General features: G+C 41.0%; 17 protein-coding genes and 1 riboswitch. Of the genes, 14 read left to right on the top strand and 3 right to left on the bottom strand.

What is annotated here, in order from left to right:
- The first annotated feature begins 22 nt into the window (after positions 1 to 22).
- A riboswitch (SAM riboswitch) is annotated at positions 23 to 131 on the top strand.
- Positions 132 to 306: 175 nt separating this feature from the next.
- From PQ511_RS07585 to PQ511_RS07615, 7 genes are all read left to right on the top strand, one after another.
- Positions 307 to 1,113, top strand: a complete 807-nt coding sequence (locus PQ511_RS07585) for a MetQ/NlpA family ABC transporter substrate-binding protein (RefSeq protein WP_273851302.1) — start codon at positions 307 to 309, stop codon at positions 1,111 to 1,113.
- Between the two features lie 21 nt (positions 1,114 to 1,134).
- Entirely contained in the window at positions 1,135 to 2,169 is a 1,035-nt protein-coding gene (locus PQ511_RS07590; protein WP_273851303.1) for a methionine ABC transporter ATP-binding protein, read from the top strand.
- Positions 2,159 to 2,833 (top strand): methionine ABC transporter permease, encoded by a 675-nt coding sequence (locus tag PQ511_RS07595; protein WP_273851304.1) that lies wholly within the window; start codon positions 2,159 to 2,161, stop codon positions 2,831 to 2,833. The genes PQ511_RS07590 and PQ511_RS07595 overlap by 11 nt, the downstream gene beginning before the upstream one ends.
- Before the next feature lie 21 nt (positions 2,834 to 2,854).
- Positions 2,855 to 3,955 carry an alpha-hydroxy acid oxidase gene (locus PQ511_RS07600; protein ID WP_273851550.1) on the top strand — a complete coding sequence of 367 codons (1,101 nt, stop codon included), beginning with the start codon at positions 2,855 to 2,857 and terminating at the stop codon, positions 3,953 to 3,955.
- A 12-nt stretch (positions 3,956 to 3,967) separates the two neighbouring features.
- Entirely contained in the window at positions 3,968 to 5,065 is a 1,098-nt protein-coding gene (locus tag PQ511_RS07605; protein ID WP_273851305.1) for an iron-containing alcohol dehydrogenase family protein, read from the top strand.
- Positions 5,066 to 5,580: 515 nt separating this feature from the next.
- Entirely contained in the window at positions 5,581 to 6,975 is a 1,395-nt protein-coding gene (locus PQ511_RS07610) for an L-cystine transporter (RefSeq protein WP_273851306.1), read from the top strand.
- A gap of 189 nt (positions 6,976 to 7,164) precedes the next feature.
- Complete coding sequence (locus PQ511_RS07615; RefSeq protein WP_273851307.1) at positions 7,165 to 7,665, top strand: DUF6843 domain-containing protein; 501 nt, start codon at positions 7,165 to 7,167, stop codon at positions 7,663 to 7,665.
- Between the two features lie 38 nt (positions 7,666 to 7,703).
- Here PQ511_RS07615 and PQ511_RS07620 read toward each other — a convergent pair whose 3' ends face one another.
- Both PQ511_RS07620 and PQ511_RS07625 read right to left on the bottom strand, forming a co-directional pair.
- The gene (locus PQ511_RS07620) at positions 7,704 to 8,270 is read right to left on the bottom strand and encodes a histidine phosphatase family protein (RefSeq protein ID WP_273851308.1); all 567 of its coding nucleotides are present in this window, start codon (positions 8,268 to 8,270) and stop codon (positions 7,704 to 7,706) included.
- A 44-nt stretch (positions 8,271 to 8,314) separates the two neighbouring features.
- A complete protein-coding gene (locus PQ511_RS07625; RefSeq protein WP_273851309.1) occupies positions 8,315 to 10,279 on the bottom strand; it encodes a LuxR C-terminal-related transcriptional regulator in 1,965 nt (654 codons plus the stop codon).
- Between the two features lie 138 nt (positions 10,280 to 10,417).
- On the opposite strand from PQ511_RS07625, the gene PQ511_RS07630 reads away from it, so the two are divergent.
- The gene (locus tag PQ511_RS07630; protein ID WP_273851310.1) at positions 10,418 to 10,795 is read left to right on the top strand and encodes a DUF4870 domain-containing protein; all 378 of its coding nucleotides are present in this window, start codon (positions 10,418 to 10,420) and stop codon (positions 10,793 to 10,795) included.
- A 63-nt stretch (positions 10,796 to 10,858) separates the two neighbouring features.
- Here the strand turns inward: PQ511_RS07630 and galU are convergent, their stop codons facing one another.
- Positions 10,859 to 11,749, bottom strand: a complete 891-nt coding sequence (gene galU / locus PQ511_RS07635; RefSeq protein ID WP_273851311.1) for a UTP--glucose-1-phosphate uridylyltransferase GalU — start codon at positions 11,747 to 11,749, stop codon at positions 10,859 to 10,861.
- A gap of 730 nt (positions 11,750 to 12,479) precedes the next feature.
- Between galU and PQ511_RS07640 the strand changes: the two genes are divergently transcribed.
- From PQ511_RS07640 to PQ511_RS07665, 6 genes are all read left to right on the top strand, one after another.
- Complete coding sequence (locus PQ511_RS07640; RefSeq protein ID WP_273851312.1) at positions 12,480 to 13,535, top strand: glycosyltransferase family 2 protein; 1,056 nt, start codon at positions 12,480 to 12,482, stop codon at positions 13,533 to 13,535.
- Entirely contained in the window at positions 13,495 to 14,268 is a 774-nt protein-coding gene (locus tag PQ511_RS07645) for a CDP-alcohol phosphatidyltransferase family protein (protein WP_273851313.1), read from the top strand. The genes PQ511_RS07640 and PQ511_RS07645 overlap by 41 nt, the downstream gene beginning before the upstream one ends.
- A gap of 130 nt (positions 14,269 to 14,398) precedes the next feature.
- Positions 14,399 to 14,794, top strand: a complete 396-nt coding sequence (tagD, locus tag PQ511_RS07650) for a glycerol-3-phosphate cytidylyltransferase (protein WP_224596785.1) — start codon at positions 14,399 to 14,401, stop codon at positions 14,792 to 14,794.
- A 37-nt stretch (positions 14,795 to 14,831) separates the two neighbouring features.
- The gene (locus PQ511_RS07655) at positions 14,832 to 16,991 is read left to right on the top strand and encodes a bifunctional glycosyltransferase/CDP-glycerol:glycerophosphate glycerophosphotransferase (RefSeq protein ID WP_273851551.1); all 2,160 of its coding nucleotides are present in this window, start codon (positions 14,832 to 14,834) and stop codon (positions 16,989 to 16,991) included.
- Between the two features lie 118 nt (positions 16,992 to 17,109).
- Positions 17,110 to 18,312 (top strand): CDP-glycerol glycerophosphotransferase family protein, encoded by a 1,203-nt coding sequence (locus tag PQ511_RS07660; protein WP_420541669.1) that lies wholly within the window; start codon positions 17,110 to 17,112, stop codon positions 18,310 to 18,312.
- Between the two features lie 2 nt (positions 18,313 to 18,314).
- Entirely contained in the window at positions 18,315 to 19,118 is an 804-nt protein-coding gene (locus tag PQ511_RS07665; RefSeq protein WP_273851314.1) for an ABC transporter permease, read from the top strand.
- Positions 19,119 to 19,124: the final 6 nt, after the last annotated feature.

The following is a 19,124-nucleotide window of genomic DNA, read 5'->3' on the forward strand; positions in this document are numbered from 1 at the left end:
AATAGTTAAATAATATTGAAAACTCTTATCAAGAGTGGCAGAGGGACTGGCCCTATGACGCCCGGCAACCATCTCAGTTCGTGAGAAAGGTGCTAATTCCAGCAAACGAGCAATCGTTTGAAAGATGAGAGGGAGTTCAAGCACGGCTGATTTGTCATTCAAAATCACTCAACTCTCTCTGTTCTTACAGAGGGAGTTTTTTTATTGGGAGGGATCGACCGCTAACCGCTAAAGGGAGTTTTATGCTTTTAAGTTTTAGTGCTAGAACGCTTTACATGATTACATACTACAGGAGGAGATTTACGGATGAAGAAATCATTTTACTTACTTGGTGCACTTTTACTGATTTTCCTGGCAGCTTGTTCAGGAAACGAAGCTTCTGGAGATTCTGAAGATGGTCCACTTAAGGTTGGGGTAACGGCTGGGCCACATGAAGATGTGATGAACAAAGTAAAGGAAGTAGCAGCGGAAGATGGATTTGAGATTGAAGTGATTGCATTTAATGACTACGTTATGCCGAACAAGGCGCTTGATGAAGGGGAACTTGATGCAAACGTGTTTCAACATGAGCCGTATTTAGATGACTTTGTGAAAGAACGTGGGTTAGAGCTTTCGAAAGTAGCGACAACGATTAATTTTCCAATGGGTATTTATTCCGATAAATATAAGAGTCTTGATGAATTGCAGGAAGGTGACAAAGTCGGATTGCCAAACCACTCAACTGGTGAACCGAGAGCGCTAATGCTTTTTGAGGAAGCTGGGATTATTGAGTTAAAAGACGGAGTAGGTGTTGAAGCGACAATTAAAGACATTGAGAAAAATCCTAATAACCTTGAGTTTGTACCACTCGAAGCTTCGCAGATTCCGAGACAGCTAGGTGAGCTTGCCATTGCGGCGATTAATACGAACTTTGCGATGGAAAGTGGCCGTGTTCCGAAAGAAGATTCTCTTGAAATGGAGCCAGAAGATTCCCCTTGGGTGAACGTGATCGCAACGAAAACGGAGAACAAAGAGGATGAGCGGATTCAAAAGCTAGTAGACTACTATCAGTCAGATGAAGTGAAGCAGTTTATTCAGGACGAATTTAACGGATCTGTCGTAGCATCCTGGTAATTCGAAAGAGGAGTGAGTGAGATGATTCGATTAGAAAATATTACGAAAACGTATAAAAGTGGCGAGACGGTAACAAAGGCAGTCGACGATGTTTCGTTACAAGTTGAAAAAGGAAGCATCTATGGGGTTATCGGGTATAGCGGTGCTGGTAAAAGTACGCTTGTCCGCATGGTAAACCTCTTAGAGCGACCGACGGATGGAAAAGTGTTTATAAACGATATTGAGCTCACTTCCTTATCAACGGGTAAGCTTCAAAAAACGAGACAGCGAATTGGCATGATCTTTCAATCATTTAACTTGTTGAAAACAGGTACCGTTCACCAAAACATTGCAATTCCGCTAAAGTTAACAGGGGTTCCGAAAAAAGAAATTGAAAAACGTGTGGCTAAATATTTAGAGATTGTTGGGCTATCGGATAAGCGCGATGCTTATCCTTCCCAGCTCTCTGGCGGTCAAAAACAGCGCGTCGCTATCGCACGTGCGCTTGCTCACGAGCCGGAAGTTCTTTTATGTGACGAAGCAACAAGTGCTCTTGACCCTGATACAACCGAATCCATTTTAGCCCTGTTGGAACAAATTAATCGTGATTTTGGTATTACCATTTTACTCATTACTCACGAAATGCATGTAGTTCAGAAAATCTGTCATGAAGTAGCCGTGATGGAGAATGGGAAGGTGATCGAGCAAGGCAGAGTGGTTGATATCTTTAGTCAACCGGCCACATCCACAGCAAAACGATTTGTACAGTCGCTCTTTCAAGATGAGCTGCCAGAGGCGCTCGTTACGCGTTTGAAAGAAAGCGGTCAGATCGTAAATCTTTCTTTTATCGGCGAGCGCTCTGGAAGTCCTGCTCTTGCTCATGTTAGTAAAAAGTTTGATGTATATCCGTCCATTTTAGCCGGAAATATTACGCAGTTAAAAGATCAACCATTTGGCAGACTTGTTGTTCATTTGGAAGGGAATGCGGATGAAACGAATCGAGCTGTCGCCTTTCTAGAAGAAAGTGGCGTTGTCGTCGAAGGTTATGTTCAGGAGGTGGAGGCACATGTCAGCTAAAATTTCGGAATTCCTCGACCTATGGGGAGCAGATATTTGGAAAGCCATTATAGAAACGTTTCAGATGGTGGGAATCTCCCTCCTGATCTCAGTATTAATCGGGCTTCCGCTAGGCGTTCTGCTCGTATTAACACGACCTGAAAAAGCACTTGAGAACAAGGTTCTTTTTCGCTTACTAAATGCGGTTATCAATGTGATCCGATCGATTCCCTTCATTATTCTACTTTTTTTCATTTTACCTTTTACGAAAATGATTGCAGGCACAACAATTGGCGTGAAAGGCGTCATTGTGCCGCTTGTTGTTTTTACTGCTCCGTACATTGCGAGGCTGATGGAGTCCGCTTTACTTGAAGTGGATCGCGGTGTCGTGGAAGCGTATGAAGCGATGGGCGTCAAAACGAGGCACATCATCTGGCATGTACTTGTCAGAGAATCGCGCTCCTCGATTGTGCTTGGGTTAACGATTGCCACGATCGGCTTAATTGGTGCAACAGCTATGGCTGGTCTTGTTGGTGCAGGTGGTCTTGGAGATCTTGCTTACCGCTATGGGCACTTGAGGTATGAAGTTGATGTCATGTACGTGACCGTCTTTTTGCTTATTGTCCTGGTGCAGGGGCTGCAGTCGTTTGGGAATAGTTTATCGGCTCGATTGAAAAAGGATTAGGTGGAAGGAGATTTGACGAGTATGATCGCAGATACAACTTTTCCTGTTCAGTATGAGCAGTTGGAGAAAGTGGCGAAACATAGATTACCTAGGGAAGTTTTTGATTATGTTCAGAGTGGTGCTGGAGCTGAGGAAACGCTTCGGGCGAACCGCCAAGCGTTTGAGCAGTGGAAACTTGTCCCTCGGTTTTTAAAAGATGTATCGCACCTTTCAACACAAGTGAAGGTGAATGGAACTGAAATTGCGGCACCGATACTTCTTGCGCCAATTGGGATGCAGGGGATTGTTCACGAAGAAGGAGAGCTTGCGACAGCTCGGGCTGCTGCAAAAGAAGATCTCCCGTTTGTTTCAAGCACGGTTTCTTCTTATTCCATGGAAGAGATTGCATTTGCAAGTCATGGCACAAAGTGGTTTCAACTCTACTATCCGAATGATTCTGCTATCGCTAAAAGTTTGGTAGAGCGAGCTGAGTCTGCTGGGTATGAAGCGATTGTGATAACGGTGGATACGACGATGCTTGGGTATCGAGAGCGGGATCGCTCCAATCGTTATTCTCCTTTTCTTCTTGGTAAGGGGATTGCAAACTATAAAGCTGATCCTGTGTTCAATGAACGATTAAGTTTGTCTAAAAATGGTTCCATTTTAGATGAAATGAAAAAGGTTTTCTATAAACCCTCTCTCTGTTGGGAGGACATTACGTATTTGAGAAGCATCACGAAGCTTCCGATTTATTTAAAAGGAATTTTGAGTGCAGAGGATGCGCAGTCTGCAGTTAATTTTGGCATTGAAGGGATTGTCGTCTCCAATCATGGAGGACGTCAGCTTGATGGGTGTCTTTCTTCTCTTGATGCTCTTTCTTCTATTAAAAAGGAAGTCGGTGATGAGCTGACAATCTTATTTGATAGTGGGATTAGACGTGGCTCGGACATCGTTAAGGCACTTGCACTTGGGGCTGACGCTGTATTTGTTGGTCGCCCCTATCTTTATGGACTTGCGGTAGATGGAGAAGTAGGGGTACAACAGATGTTAAAGCAGCTTAAAGAAGACCTCTTTATCTCCCTCTCGTTAGCGGGAGTTTCTTCATTAAAAGAACTAAACAAAGAATGGATCCAGCGAGCTTAGGAGGAACGTAAAATGGAAGCGATACAAGTAAGAGCAACGCCTGGTCACTATGAATGTCGCAAAGGAGTGCTTCGCGAATTACCGAGGCTACTTAAGTTAGGACGTTTTAAGAAAGTATTTGTTCTTTCAGGACAACGGTCATGGGAAGCGGCTCAAGAATACTTTCCGGATCTTTCTGATTTTCATACGGCATACTCTACTTACAGTGGCGAGTGTTCTGAAACAGAAATTGCAAGACAAGCTGAATTAGCAAGTATTCACGAGGCTGATTTGATTTTAGGCGTTGGAGGCGGAAAAGTGCTCGACGTTGCCAAAGCCGTTGGTGACGAAATTAATATAGATGTAGCACTTGTGCCAACGCTTGCTTCTACGTGCGCGGCCACAACACCCCTTAGTGTGAAGTATACAGATGAAGGCGAATTTATTACGTATACTATTTTTCCGAGAAGTACATATCTTGTTCTTGTAGAGCCCGAAATTCTTTTGCGGGCACCGATCGCTTATTTACGAGCGGGAATCGGTGATACGCTTGCCAAATGGTATGAAGCGAGAGCGTTAATTGAAGGCTTACCTTCAATGCATGTCTCTGTACAATTAGCCTATGAGGTTGCTAAAAGCTGCCGCGATGTACTTGTGAAGGACGGTGATCAAGCGGTTCAAGATCAGCAAAAAGGTCATTTGAGCGATTCATTCATCCGCGTAGTTGAAACGAATCTTTTATCAGGTGGAATGGTGGGTGGACTCGGTGATGGCTACGGACGAATTGCTGGAGCGCACTCGATTCATAATGGGTTAACCCATGTTGCACAGACACATTCGTTTCTTCATGGTGAAAAGGTTGCATACGGTATTTTAGTACAGCTTGTTTTAGAAGGAGAGTGGGAGGAAGTAAGAGGGTTATTTTCATTCTATGAGCAAATTGGTTTGCCGCTCTCATTGGAGTCACTCGGTATTCAGTCTGCCAGTGTAGAAGGTGTCGGTGATGTGATTGCTGAATTCGCGACGAAAGAAGGCGAGTCAATTCATTTTCCCGCGGAGTCAGCCGTTTCGAAAACTGATGTTATAGAAGCGATACGAGGTTTAGAAGCGTTGCAACTAACGTTAACCTGAGCTGATTGCTAAATACAAGAAAAAGTCCCCTGGCTACGTGAACATCCAGGGGGCTAGCTATGGTAAGGAGATCTTGCGAGCAGGTCAAGGTGGCGATTATGGTGTTCACGTAGGTGCTGCTCGTCATGAGGATTTGTTTTAAAGACGTTCTTGATAAGCAATAAGATGGTCATTGAAATTCCTCCTTTTAGTATTTAGATGTTAGCGGCGGTTGATAATGTCTTGTTCAAGCACATAAATGTTTTCCATTAGAAGCACCTCCTCTGTTTCTTTTGTTACTCTCATTCTACGCCGCAACAGAGTGAATTAAACCGGCCAGCGGTTCGGTTTTTCTCTCATCCTTAAGAAGGAGATTTCCTCAGTCTTCTTCTCCCCATTCGACAAATAACGGGGGGTGACAGGCACTGTCCCGCTTGACAGTGCCACAATATGGTAGTATTTTAGATTAATGCCGACTAAACTTATAAGGATTATATAGTTTGTCCAAAAGAAAAAAACATAAGGGGGAATTTAGTATGGATACATTTTTAGTTATTGTGAATATTGCCATTTTACTTGTTCTTATTGGTGTATTAATTAAGATGCAACAGAAGCATGTATCTTTTAGTAAGCGGGTTTTTGCCGGATTAGGTTTCGGTGTAGCACTGGGGGTTTACTTGCAAATTGCGTTTGGGGCTAGTTCGGAGATTGTGAGTCAAACATCCGATTGGTATAGCATTGTCGGTAGTGGATATGTTCGATTGCTGATGATGATTGTTATTCCACTTGTAATGGTTTCGATCATCCAATCCATTACAAATCTTGAGAAAACGTCAGAGCTTGGAAAGATGTCAGGTTGGATTATTGGCATTCTTGTTTCGACAGCGATGGTTGCGGCAATTGTTGGCGTCGGAAGCTCGCTTATTTTTGACTTGAACGCCGAGCAAATTGAAGCAGGGCAGGCGGAGCAGGACCGAGGGAGCTATCTTGAAGAAACCCTTGGTAGTGTAAAAGATATGAGTACGCCGGATAAGATCCTTGCTTTTATCCCAGCGAATCCGTTTGAAGATATGACTGGAGCTCGCCCAACTTCTACAATTGCAGTCGTTATTTTCTCTGCAATCGTTGGGATTGCGGCACTCGGGGTACGAAGGAAAAATCCAGAGCAGGCTGCTGTATTCACAAAAGGTGTTAATGCCGTTTATGCGATTGTGATGCGTATCGTGACGCTTGTACTTCGCTTAACACCTTTTGGCATCATGGGCTTGATGGCAACAACGGTCGCTCAGACGAACGTAGCTGGAATTCTGGAACTCGGGAAATTTGTTCTCGCATCATATCTCGCTTTACTTGTAATGTTTATCATTCATTTGATTCTCATTGCGACAGGCGGATTAAATCCACTCACTTATTTAAAAAAGGTGTTACCTGTACTTACATTTGCGTTTACTTCACGCTCAAGTGCTGGAACCATTCCATTAAATATTTCTGCACAGAAAAATAGTCTTGGGGTGGATGAAGGAACAGCGAATATGTCAGCTTCGTTTGGCGCTACGATTGGTCAAAACGGTTGTGCCGGCATCTATCCTGCGATGCTCGCAGTGATGATTGCACCAACAGTTGGCATCGATCCACTTAGCCCAGGGTTTTTAATTCAGCTTGTGTTGATCGTAGGCATTAGTTCATTCGGCGTCGCTGGTGTTGGCGGCGGAGCCACTTTTGCAGCCTTAATTGTGCTTTCTTCAATGAACTTGCCTGTTTATTTAGCAGGACTTCTTATCTCAGTTGAGCCGCTTATCGATATGGGGCGTACGGCGCTTAACGTAAACGGTGCGATGACGTCAGGTACACTCACATCTCGTATTCTTGGTAAGTTTAATCATAAGAAATTTAATGATTCTAACGCAATTGAGAAAGATATTGCTGTATAAAGAAAGAGAAATCCCGCTTCGATTAGGAAGCGGGATTTTTTTGATTCTGGTGCGCTTTGCTTCGTAAAATTGGCCAAAGCGCACACCGTGGAGTAAATAGGAATGATTTTTTTCAAAACTGTAGAAGGAAGGAAGTGAGACAGTCACCGTCGAAATGAAAAAGGGTATAAATGGTCAGGGGGGAAGCGAATGCATTGGCTCAGGCTGTTGGTTTTAAGTCTAGTAATCATCGTGACTGCTTCTTGTTCATCGCAGGCTACAACGGTTCAACACGATACAACGGATACCATTCATTTAGTTCCAGAAGGATTTGAAGGAAAACTGATTGTCATCTATAACGTAGAAGGCGCTCCAAAGTTGAAAAAGGAAAAAGGATTTACAGTGATTCCTTACAATCAAGATGGGACGTACTTAACATCAACGGAAGATATGGAATATGGAGCGGTTACGGATGAATTTTATTACGTTGATCAAAAAGATAAGCGCACCCCCATCGAGACAAAGTGTACGTATCTTTTCCCAAATAGCGGCATTACAGTAGCGGAGCGTCGCTTACTTTATAATGCTTTTTACTTAACGCAATCACACTGTAGCGAGGACTTCCACGGAAAGGGTCCGGAAAATGCGGACAATCGCAACATAACAGGAAGCGTGGAAGAGAAGCTTAAGCAAGAAGGATTATTGGAATAGCTCTAAACCTCACAAGAAAACGACGGCAAGCCGTCGTTTTAATTTGTTCTATTCCATATTCTCTCGACATTTAGCAAGGTTTCTCCGTCAAATGTCAGACAATAAACGTCAGGCATATCCAGACTACGCCAGAAATTGACATCGTACTGACGATCAAAATGCCTCATGATTAATACCATTAAATTTCCGTGCGTTCCAATGGCTATGCTTTGTCCATAATAGCTGTTGAGTATTTCCTTCAGTGCACGGATGCCGCGGTTACGCGCTTCTTCATTGGATTCTCCGCCTGGATGAGCATACGTTTCATTACGCCAAACAGCTTCAATGGCTTCTTGGAAATGTTCAACTGGTTTTTCGGCAAGCGTTCTTTCTTTAAATGCTTCAATGATCTGGATTTCCTTATTGTAATGCTTAGCGATGCCTTCTACTGTCTGAATCGCTCGCTTGTAAGGGCTAGATAAGATGACGTCAATATGCCTCTCCAACATTTGTTGGGTTAACAACTTTACGTCTTTTCTGCCAGCTTCGGATAGCTCCCTCCCATATTCATCTGGAGAATATGTTGAGTGTGCATGCCGAACCAGATAGACTTTCGTTTGCTTCATAGCTTCACCTCTTTAAAGTGGCGGGGGTCAGGCACGTGCCCCGTTCATTTTCTCTCAAGCATAACACGGGTAAGCTGAGTACGGTTTTTCACTCCAATTTTCTCATAAATACGGCTCAGATGTTTTTTTATCGTTACTTCACTTAAAGAAAGCGACTGAGCTAGCTTAGCGTTTGAGTAACCTTGAATAACAAGCGAAACCACTTCCTGTTCACGCGCGGTGAATTGGTAGGAATGGTGGGGAATCTCAGTTAGATTTACGCCAAGGGCACTGGCGAATGTTTCAAGATAGTGGGAAAGACGAGCATTTCGTAAATCCAGTTCATAGGTTTTAGAAGGACGATTTGGACCATAGTCAAAATGCATCGCTTCTGGTATTTCATGAAAGCGAAACTGTTCTAACAACTCTTGATAGAATGGTAGGGGCGTCGAGGCAACAAGAATCCCTTCGGTTAGCACGAGAGGAAGAAGATGATAAAGGAGTGCTTTTTGATCTTCCATCTGTTTGGGGCTTTTCACGCCAAGGTATCGAATGACCCACCCCGATGGCGTATCTTGAGAAAGAATGCGCCTTTCTTCCGCGGCGGGTATCCTCTTGAAGTAACTTCTCGTTACTGGACTAGTCTGCAATTTTCTAAGGGTGTTTGCCTGAATGGGAATTAAGAACGCTATTCCTTTCACAATTCCATTTCTTTGTCGAAGCAACTTTACATGTTCAATTCCCACAGACTCAATAGTTTCTTTTGTGATAAAAGAAGGTTCCTGTTTATTGAGGTGCTTAACTGTTTCTTCCTTTTGATTATCCACCACGTAGGCAGGCGGGAGATCTTCGCTGACAAGAGCATTCTCTTCTATATATGGAAGGATCTCATTCCAATCATCCTGATTTGCTGAAGTCATTGTGTATGTGGGTAATGTTTCATGATCAAATAGCGCCGCTCCCATTATCGGTTCTCCAAGTAAATAGAAAAACTCGCTAATTTCATTAGAATCGATTAGGCGATCGAAGTTAAAAAAGGAACGACAGTAGAGCAAAGCGCGTTTCCAGAGCTGATGATAATAAGAAGGCTTCCTCCTTCTCAAATCATCTCGCATCGCACGTTGGAAAAGCATATTCAACTGCCAGCCGGATTCGGTTTCTTCAAAAAAGGAAAGTGAGACGAGCGCTTCGAAATCTTTTCGCGGTATAGTTCGATCAAGCATAACCTCAAGCTTTTCCTGTTGAATGTAGCGCCCAATCGAGGCTACTTCTATGTAAGGGAGGAGGTGATCATCTTTAAGCTCACTAAGCCATTCCTTTACAACAGTGCGATAAATTTTATGCTCATCTTGCTTATTCCATTCTTGCGTTTCGTTTAACTTCTGCACGCATAGGGATAGCGCATAAGGATTACCGCTTGAAAATTCCCATGCTAGCTTTGTTAGCTCGGGCTTAAGCGTTTGAAAAGCAGAATCGAATTGTCCTATACTGAATCCTTTTAATTCCATCATCGTGATAAACGGGTACCAGATCGATGCTCTCCAAGAAGCATTTAGCGCCTTACGTCCGCAGAAAATGAGGATGCTTGAAGAGGGTAAAGATGGAAGGAAGGACTGCCTAAACCATTCATCTAGATTTTCAAATCGTTCGTAGGAATCAATCGCAATCACAAACCGAATGCCTTGCTCTTCTAAATGTTGAATGTGCATATGGATCGCTTCTAATGGGGAGATGTATAAATTTGAAGCACCCATCTGATCGAGCAATAGTTGAAGAAAAGCAGCTGGTTCAGCTTTTGAATATTGCGCATTAACAAGATAGAATACAACGTCTCGGTCCTTTGCTTCTTTTTGATAGTGAGTTATTAGCTCGCTTTTCCCAGTTCCAGGTTGGCCATAAACTGAAAGAATACCGCTTCCTTTTTGATCTAGCAAATGAGAGAAGGTAGCTAATTCTTTTTCTCTTGTAATATTAAATGGAAAAGCCTTCGCCTGACTTTTGTCATGGTTGGGGTTTTCTGGAAGGATCATCCGTATCACGCTCCGCTATAAAAGATTACTCGAAATTTGTCTAAGTAGTATACTTTCGTATACTACCCTTCGATTCCTGCTTTTGATAAAATAAATTAATAAAATATTCTGAATTTAATAAGTGAAGGAGGTATAGTAGTGGATGCAGGAAATAACCCTAAGAGAATGACGCCAACTCCACGAAAAACGTCTAGTGGATTGGAAGAAAATGTCGCAGGACTGTTGACCTACGTGTTGGGGTTTGTAACAGGCATTATCTTCTTGTTAATTGAAAAAGAAAACAAGTTTGTCCGCTTTCATGCGATGCAGTCGATAGTGGTTTTTGGAGCTTTCTTCATTGCCAGTCTTGTATTAAATGTCATACCTGTGATTGGTACTATTGTGTCTGTTCTGATTCTACCTCCACTAAGCTTAATTGTTTGGATTGTATTAATGGTAAAAGCGTACCAAGGAAATCGGTATAAGCTTCCCGTTGCTGGTGATTTCTCGGAAAAACAGCTAGCAAAGATGAAATAATAAAAGCCGCGTTTCTCTGAAGAAACGCGGCTTTTAAATGGAGAAGAGCTCATATCGTTCAGTCTACTTTTTTGTGGTTAACTCTTGATCAACCACTTGTTTTAAGTAGTTCATGACATCTTTTTGAAGATCTGGACGTGTGAGAGCAAAATCGACGGTTGCTTTAATGAAACCGAATTTATCACCAACATCGTAACGATGGCCCTCAAATTCATGAGCAAAAACCGCTTGCTGTTCATTTAATACTTTAATCGCATCCGTAAGCTGAATTTCGCCACCTGCCCCTTTTGGAAGGTTTTCAAGAATGGAGAAAATTTCAGGAGTTAAAATATAGCGTCCTAAAATGGCATAGTTCGATGGTGCTTCTTCAAGGGAAGGTTTCTCTACAAGAGATTTAATTGGAATGATCCCATTGTCGATTTGTTCTCCTTTTGGCGCGATAATTCCGTATTTTGAAACGGCATCGTCCGCTACTTGTTGCACACCGACAATCGACGTACGGTAACGATTGTAGCTGTCCATAAGCTGTCCGATACATGGTTGCTCGGATTTCACAATGTCATCTCCAAGTAGAACTGCGAAAGGCTCATTGCCGATAAAGCGACTTGCGCAGTTAATTGCGTGCCCAAGACCTTTTGGTTCTTTTTGACGGATGTAATGAATGTTAGCTAAATTAGATATTTGCTGAACTTCTTTTAACATCGCTTCTTTTTGCTTTTTAATCAATGTTTCTTCAAGCTCATATGATTTATCAAAATGATCTTCAATTGCGCGCTTTCCGCGACCACTAACGATGATAATATCTTCAATTCCAGCTGCAACAGCTTCTTCTACAATATATTGAATTGTTGGCTTGTCCACGATTGGTAGCATTTCTTTCGGCTGTGCCTTAGTTGCCGGTAAGAACCTTGTTCCAAGACCAGCGGCAGGTATAATGGCCTTTCTTACTCTCATGTTGAATCCTCCCAGTAACTAATTGGTGTTAATCTACAAATAAGTGCTTACTAATATTAACATATTTCCCGACTTTTTTCCTGATTTTTCTCAAAGAAGTATAATGCTTTTAGCACAATGGTCTGAGGGGGGATTGCTTCCCATTCTAATGGAAAAAATCCCACTATACTGGAATTTTCGACAGCAAAAGTCGGTATCCTTCTTAATTTTTCAATGTTATGCTATTCCTCATAAACGTCGTTCATTTACGGTATCATTTTCCCATTCATACACCTTTTCATTGTTTTATTTATGTAAGGTAGGGTAAAGGAACGATAACTAACTATCCTTTAATTTGGTGCTACAAATACCTTATACCCATTGTAAGCAAAAATATGTGTTCTTTTTTAGGTGAGTTGTAAAACTAGTCTCTTTGTAGAATAGCCATTTATTACAAGCCATTCGAAGGCCACAATCTTAGTTAATATGACGAAGCATGTCATATGCTGTAATTGATCACTAGGCATTCAATTGCGCGTCTAATATCTGTCACTAATTAATATGAGGATGTAACCACAAACTTGAAGTTGTTCACACAATTGAAAGAAAAAATCTGATTTTACCTTATTTTTACAATGATTATTTAGTCGAATTCATGTATACTTAAGTATTAGATTGAAAAGGTTTTATTTAAAAATAGTCTCATAGAGAGAAAAAGAGATAAGGCGAAGTTGTGAAGGGATGAAAAGAAATGAAAGAACTATTCTTTTCCGTGCTTCTCGTCGTGAAGAATGAAGAGAGGTATATACGAAAGTTGCTTGAAGGTGTCTTGCAACAGGAGTTTCCTCAACATTCATATGAAATTCTAGTCGTTGATGGAATGTCATCTGATCGAACGAAAGATATTATAGAAGATGTTAGTTTAAATAATCCTGGAAGAATCCGATTGTTTGAAAATCCCAAAGAAACCCTGCCTACAGGATGGAATCTTGCCATTCAGAATGCGAAAGGAAAGTACATTTTGAGGGTAGACGGTCATACGATGATCCCGAAAGGTTTCCTAACAGGGTATTATGACTTAATTCAGCGTAAGCCAAATATGGACTGCGTTGGAGGTGTTATTCGAACGGAAGGAAAAGGATTTTGGGGAACAATTAATGCGTACGTTTACTCACATCCTATGGGAGTGGGGAACTCGATGTTCCGCATTACAAAAAGCTCCAGCAAATGGGAAGGACTTGTAGACACTGTTCCTTATGGTGCATACAAACGTGAAGTATTCCAAAAAGCCGGATTGTTCAACGAAAACTTAAGAAGAAGCGAAGATATAGAATTTCACGCGAGGGTTAGAAATCAAGGCGGAAAGTTTTATTTATCGAGTGATATTGCTTCCACGTACTTTGCAAGGGATAGCGTAAAAACGTTTGTGAAAAAGTCTTACGCTGATGGCAAGTGGGGTATTATTGCTTCTAGAAGTACTAAAGGCGTCATGAGGTTTCGACAGCTTGCTCCCTTAATGGCATTTCTTACGGGAACAGGCCTTGGAATTGGAGCGCTATTTAATGATGCCTTCTTAATAGGCTTACTATCGTTAGTTGCCATTTATCTGATGATGATCGGTGTTTCTTCACTAGGCGTTATCAAACAACATGGTTTCCGTGCATACTTTCCAACGGTCATGCAGTTCTTTCTGCTTCACTTTTCAAGAGGCCTTGGTTTAGTAGGCGGATACTTTAGCAAACAATACTGGAAGGTGAAGACCGGTCATGAAAAATGGGCAAGAATTACTACCGACCACATTTCTTGATAATGAGAAGGTCCTTTCTTATCGAAAGCAGTCTCAAACGTTAAGTTATAAAGAAGACTTGTGGTCATGGTATGTACTGCGAAGAATTTCCATTTACATTACGATTCTTTTTTGTAAAATGGGTGTAAAGCCAAATACAATAAGCTGGTTTAGTGCATTGTTTATGATTATCTCAGGCTTATCTCTTATGATTGCCACACCATTATCGATTGTTTTTGCAGCACTGTTCTATAACATTGGCTATTTGTTTGACTGTGTCGATGGTGAAGTTGCTAGAATTACGAAGCAAACGTCATCAAAAGGGTATTACATCGACATTATTATACAAGCAGCAGCATTGCCAGTCTTTTTATCGATGGTTTTAACTGTCTTAAGACAAGCTGGGATGCTTGATGTAAACATACTCCAGATGACAATCATCTATGTGACAGTTGTTGCCATTATTATGGCTTTGCTCGTTCCAATCGCGTATCAACTAACGAAGCTTACAATGTCGCAATCAACCACTCAGGATCCGGTTAATTCGATTCGAGATGGTTCGTTCTTTTTTGATATTGTAGCTGTTCTGCTTGGCCTACCTGGGTTCTTTGTTGCTGTTGTGATCATCGTAATGATTGAACAGATAACTGGCGCAGAATTTCTACTTTACTATATATCGTTTTTCCTTGCCATGCTTGTGATAAAGACAGGTTTGCGCGTCATCATTACATCACGCTCTTTTGATAAAGAGTAGACTTGTTTACAAATCTATTATAAAACAAATCAAGTACGCGTGATGTTAAGTATTATTAAAGATTGTAAATTGTATGTTAATTCGTGTCTCGTGAAGAAACTATTAAACACTAATAACTGGAGGGGTCGAAATGAAGAAGGTTTTGACTTACGGTACGTTTGATTTATTGCATTGGGGACATATCAATTTATTGAAGAGAGCAAAGGATCTTGGCGACTATTTAATTGTAGCCATTTCAACGGATGAATTTAATGAAATTAAAAATAAAAAAGCATACCATAGCTATGAAAATCGCAAAATGATTCTTGAAGCGATTCGCTATGTTGATGAAGTCATTCCGGAAGAGCATTGGGAACAAAAAGTGGATGATGTGAAAAATAACAATGTTGACATTTTCGTTATGGGTGATGACTGGGAAGGGAAATTTGACTTCTTAAAAGACCATTGTGAAGTGGTTTATCTCCCTCGTACAGCAGGAATTTCAACAACAAAAATCAAGAAAGAACTGCTTGTATCTAACGGCTGAGCAGTGAGAATAAATAGTTGGGGTGCTAGGAATTGTGATGGGACAAATTAGCGTAGTTTTAACCGTTTATAATAAAGAAGATTATATTGAAAAATGCCTGGATTCTTTACTAGAGCAGTCTTATCAAGGTTTTGAAATTATCTTGATTAATGATGCCTCGACAGATCGTAGTAAAGAAATAATTCAGCGTTATCATGACCCGAGACTCGTTAGCTATCATTTAGACACGAATGTTGGTGTCTCAAGAGCACGCAATATGGGGATTGATCATGCATCAAATGAGTTTATCTATTTTATGGACGGTGACGATTACCTGGCCCCGTATACGCTTGAACTTCTCTTTAGCAATATTGGAGAAGATCACCTGATTGGCGCTTCCATTTTTAAAGCTGGTAAAATTGAAATCCCGTTAGAAATTGGAGAAGATTCCTACCAATTACGGAGATTAAGAGGCGGTCGAAAGATTAAAGCGCTGCGACGTAGAAGTGCGACGAACTTATTGATTCGAAAAGACTTTATCGATATTCATCAGCTGCGTTTTGATGAAGAAGCGTCGTTTTACACGGATTTATCTTTCTCTATTCCGGCTATTGTGAATACGGAAGAGATCCCGATGATTTCAGGGATTCCCACTTACTTAAAAGGGGAATGTTACGATCCGATTGATCATCCTACGTTGATGTTGCATTCGGTCGAGGAAAAGCTTCCTGATCTCTTTTATATTTATCACAAAATGAAGCTATCTTACGGAGATACAAAAAGCATTAGCCGTTATTTGGACTTGCTTTTGTTGAACTATTACTCAAAAAGCATTACAAATAAAGCGACGAAAGAATCATCTGTGTTGTTTGATCATTTTACCGCTTTAAAAAACTGTCTTGCCCTCGTGGCCCCAGGAAGAATAAAGCGAAGAAATTTAGTTGAGCGTAGAGAGCATCGCCTTTTGCAAAAAGGGAAGAAAGAAGCCGTTCTAAAGTCAATGAAATTTCGCGTTCGCTTAAGACAGTGGAGAAGAGCATTAAGAAAGAAACATTTACTCATGAGTCAGCTCTATCGAACCGTACTTGTGAAAATGCCGATAAAAGAAAGAAAAGTCCTTCTTGAAAGCTTTGGCGGAAAAGGTTATTCCGATAGCCCACGTTATATTTATGAAGAGCTGTTAAAGAGTGATAAAAAATATCAGTATTTGTGGGTATATGACAAACAGAAAAAAGACATCCCAGGTGATCCAAAGCAGGTTCGTCGCTTAAGCCCGGCGTATTACTATCATTTAGCTACGGCGAAATACTGGGTGTCGAATGCCAGAATGCCAAACTTCGCAATTAAACGTCCAGAAACGGTCTATTTGCAAACCTGGCACGGTACGCCACTGAAAAAGCTTGCCGCTGACATGAAAGAAGTTCGAATGCCAGGTACTACAACTGAAAGATATAAGCGTAACTTCTACAGAGAAGCACAAAAATGGGATTATCTTGTTTCGCCGAACGATTATTCAACGGAAATATTTAGAAGAGCGTTCAAGTTTGGTAAAGAAATACTCGACGTTGGCTATCCAAGAAACGATATTCTGTATTTAGAAGAAGAAGAGAAAAGCAAACGTCAGCAAGAAATCAAAGTGAAATTAGGCATACCGGCAGATAAGAAAGTGATTCTTTATGCGCCAACGTGGCGTGATGATGAATTTCATGGCAAAGGCCAGTATAAGTTTGATTTAAAGCTTGATTTAAGAAAAATGCAGGAGAAGCTCGGGAATGAGTATGTGATTGCTTTACGCATGCACTATCTAGTAGCTGAACACATTGATACGACAGGTATGAGCGACTTTGTGTATAACCTTTCTGACTATGGCGATATTGCTGAGCTTTATTTGCTGTCAGATGTATTAATTACCGATTACTCATCCGTTTTCTTTGATTTTGCAAACCTGCGTCGTCCGATTCTTTTCTTCACTTATGACATCGAAAAATATCGCGATTCGCTTCGCGGCTTTTATATGGATTTTGAACATGAAGCACCTGGTCCCTTATTAAAAACATCCGATGGTGTACTTGATGCAATCCAAAACTTAGAAAGAATTACGATCGAATACGAAAGTAAATTTGATGCGTTTTATGATAAATATTGCCATCTTGATGATGGGAAAGCAGCGAAGAAAGTCATTAACAGGGTTTTTGAACCCGAACAAAGTGAACTGTAGACTTTAAAGAAACAGGGTACTGCCGCTGATAAAGGCGATATGGCACTATCCTGTTTTTTCAAAGTAATCAAGCTTTATAAACGAATTTATTATTTGTCGGGAGTAAGGTGTCCATTTCATGAAAAAGCTATTAAAGATGTTGAAAATTTATCCATTGATGAAGGCGTTCAGTCGACTTCTTTTTGTTATGCTGGGGCGGTTTCCGGCCAACAAGCGTCTTGTGATTTTTGAGAGCTTTTCTGGCAAGCAATATAGCTGTAATCCAAGAGCAATCTACGAATATCTTGTGGAGCACGAGTATGATCTTGAAATGATTTGGAGCGTAGAAGAAGCGCATGCCGAATTTTTTAGGGAAAGGGGTATACCTACTGTAAGACGTTTTTCGCTAAGATGGTTTTATTTAATGGCACGGGCCCGTTATTGGATAACGAATAGTCGGATGTCGCTTTGGATTCCAAAACCGTCTCACACTGTTTATGTCCAAACGTGGCACGGAACACCTTTGAAAAAGCTTGCGGGAGATATGGCGGAAGTGCATATGCCTGGCACAAATACGCTCTCCTATAAAGATCATTTTTATAAGGAAGCGGCGAAATGGGATTACTTGATTTCGCCAAATCGCTACTCAACAGAAATTTTTGAGCGAGCGTTTGGCTTTAAGAAAAAGATGATCGAATCCGGCTATCCTCGTAATGATCGCCTTCATCTTGAAAATGATCAAGAGCGAATGACGTCATTAAAAACGGAGTATCATATCCCAACAAATAAAAAAGTTGTCCTTTATGCTCCAACATGGCGAGATGATGAATTTTATCAACCAGGCAAATACAAGCATGAACTAAAACTAGATTTAAATTTGTTACGGCGCGAACTCGGTGATGATTATGTTATTGTATTAAGAATGCATTACTTGATTGCTGAGCAATTTGATCTTTCTCCTTACGAGGGATTTGTGTATGATTTATCCGTAGGTGTGGATGTGAACGATTTGTACTTGATGTCAGATGTATTGATCACGGACTATTCATCTGTCTTTTTCGATTATGCGAATTTGAGAAGACCGATTATTTTCTTTACCTATGATCTCGCATCATACCGAGACAAATTGCGTGGCTTCTACTTTGATTTAGAAGTTGAAGCGCCAGGCCCTGTAGTGACAACAACCGCAGAAGTGTTAGAAGCCATTCAAACGTTTGAGAAGGAAGGTTTTGGCGCATTCGAGGAAAAGTATAACGATTTTTACGACACGTATTGTTACCTCGAAGGAGGATCTGCTACCAAAAAGGTTGTTGACCAAATTTTTGTTAGTGAGGCAAAATAAGCATGAATTCGATGATGGCAGTTTTAAAAGAACAGGTTAGCAACTTTTACTTAATTAACCGGCTCTCGGTTTACCAAGTAAAAAGTACAAATAGCAACAACTACCTTGGGATGGTATGGGAAATCTTAAATCCTTTATTCCAAATGAGTATTTACTGGTTTGTGTTTGGATTTGGGATCCGTAACGGTAACCCTGTGGATGGCGTTCCGTTTGTGCTATGGATGTCTGCTGGACTTGTTGTCTGGTTCTTCTTTAATCCAGCTGTTATACAAGGATCAAAGTCGATCTATACAAGGATATCCATGGTCTCAAAAATGAATTTCCCGATGAGTACCATTCCGAGTTATGTAATCATGTCCGTTTTTTATCAGCATTTGATTCTTCTCGGAATTTATTTTGCAGCCGTGTTAATAACAGGTCAGGGACTCTCCTGGCACTTGATTCAGCTGCCCTATTACATGTTTGCATTAATCATATTAATCTTTGCGATTTCTCTTATCACGTCGACGTTATCAACGATTGTAAGAGATGTGCACAAAATGCTTCAGTCGTTTATACGGATGTTTCTTTATTTAACTCCAATCCTTTGGACAATTGATGATTTACCTGGATTTATCCAGATTGGAATGAAACTTAATCCGCTATACTATATAGTGGAAGGCTACAGAGATGCACTTCTCGGCATGGGATGGGTTCATCAAACGCTTCAATACACTCTCTATTATTGGGTTGTTGTTGTTCTCTTATTGATGATTGGTTCCTACCTGCATATGAAGTTCAAAAGTCATTTCGTAGACTATATTTAATAAGGA

Source organism: Guptibacillus spartinae, assembly GCF_028610625.1.
Taxonomy (GTDB): domain Bacteria; phylum Bacillota; class Bacilli; order Bacillales; family Guptibacillaceae; genus Guptibacillus; species Guptibacillus spartinae.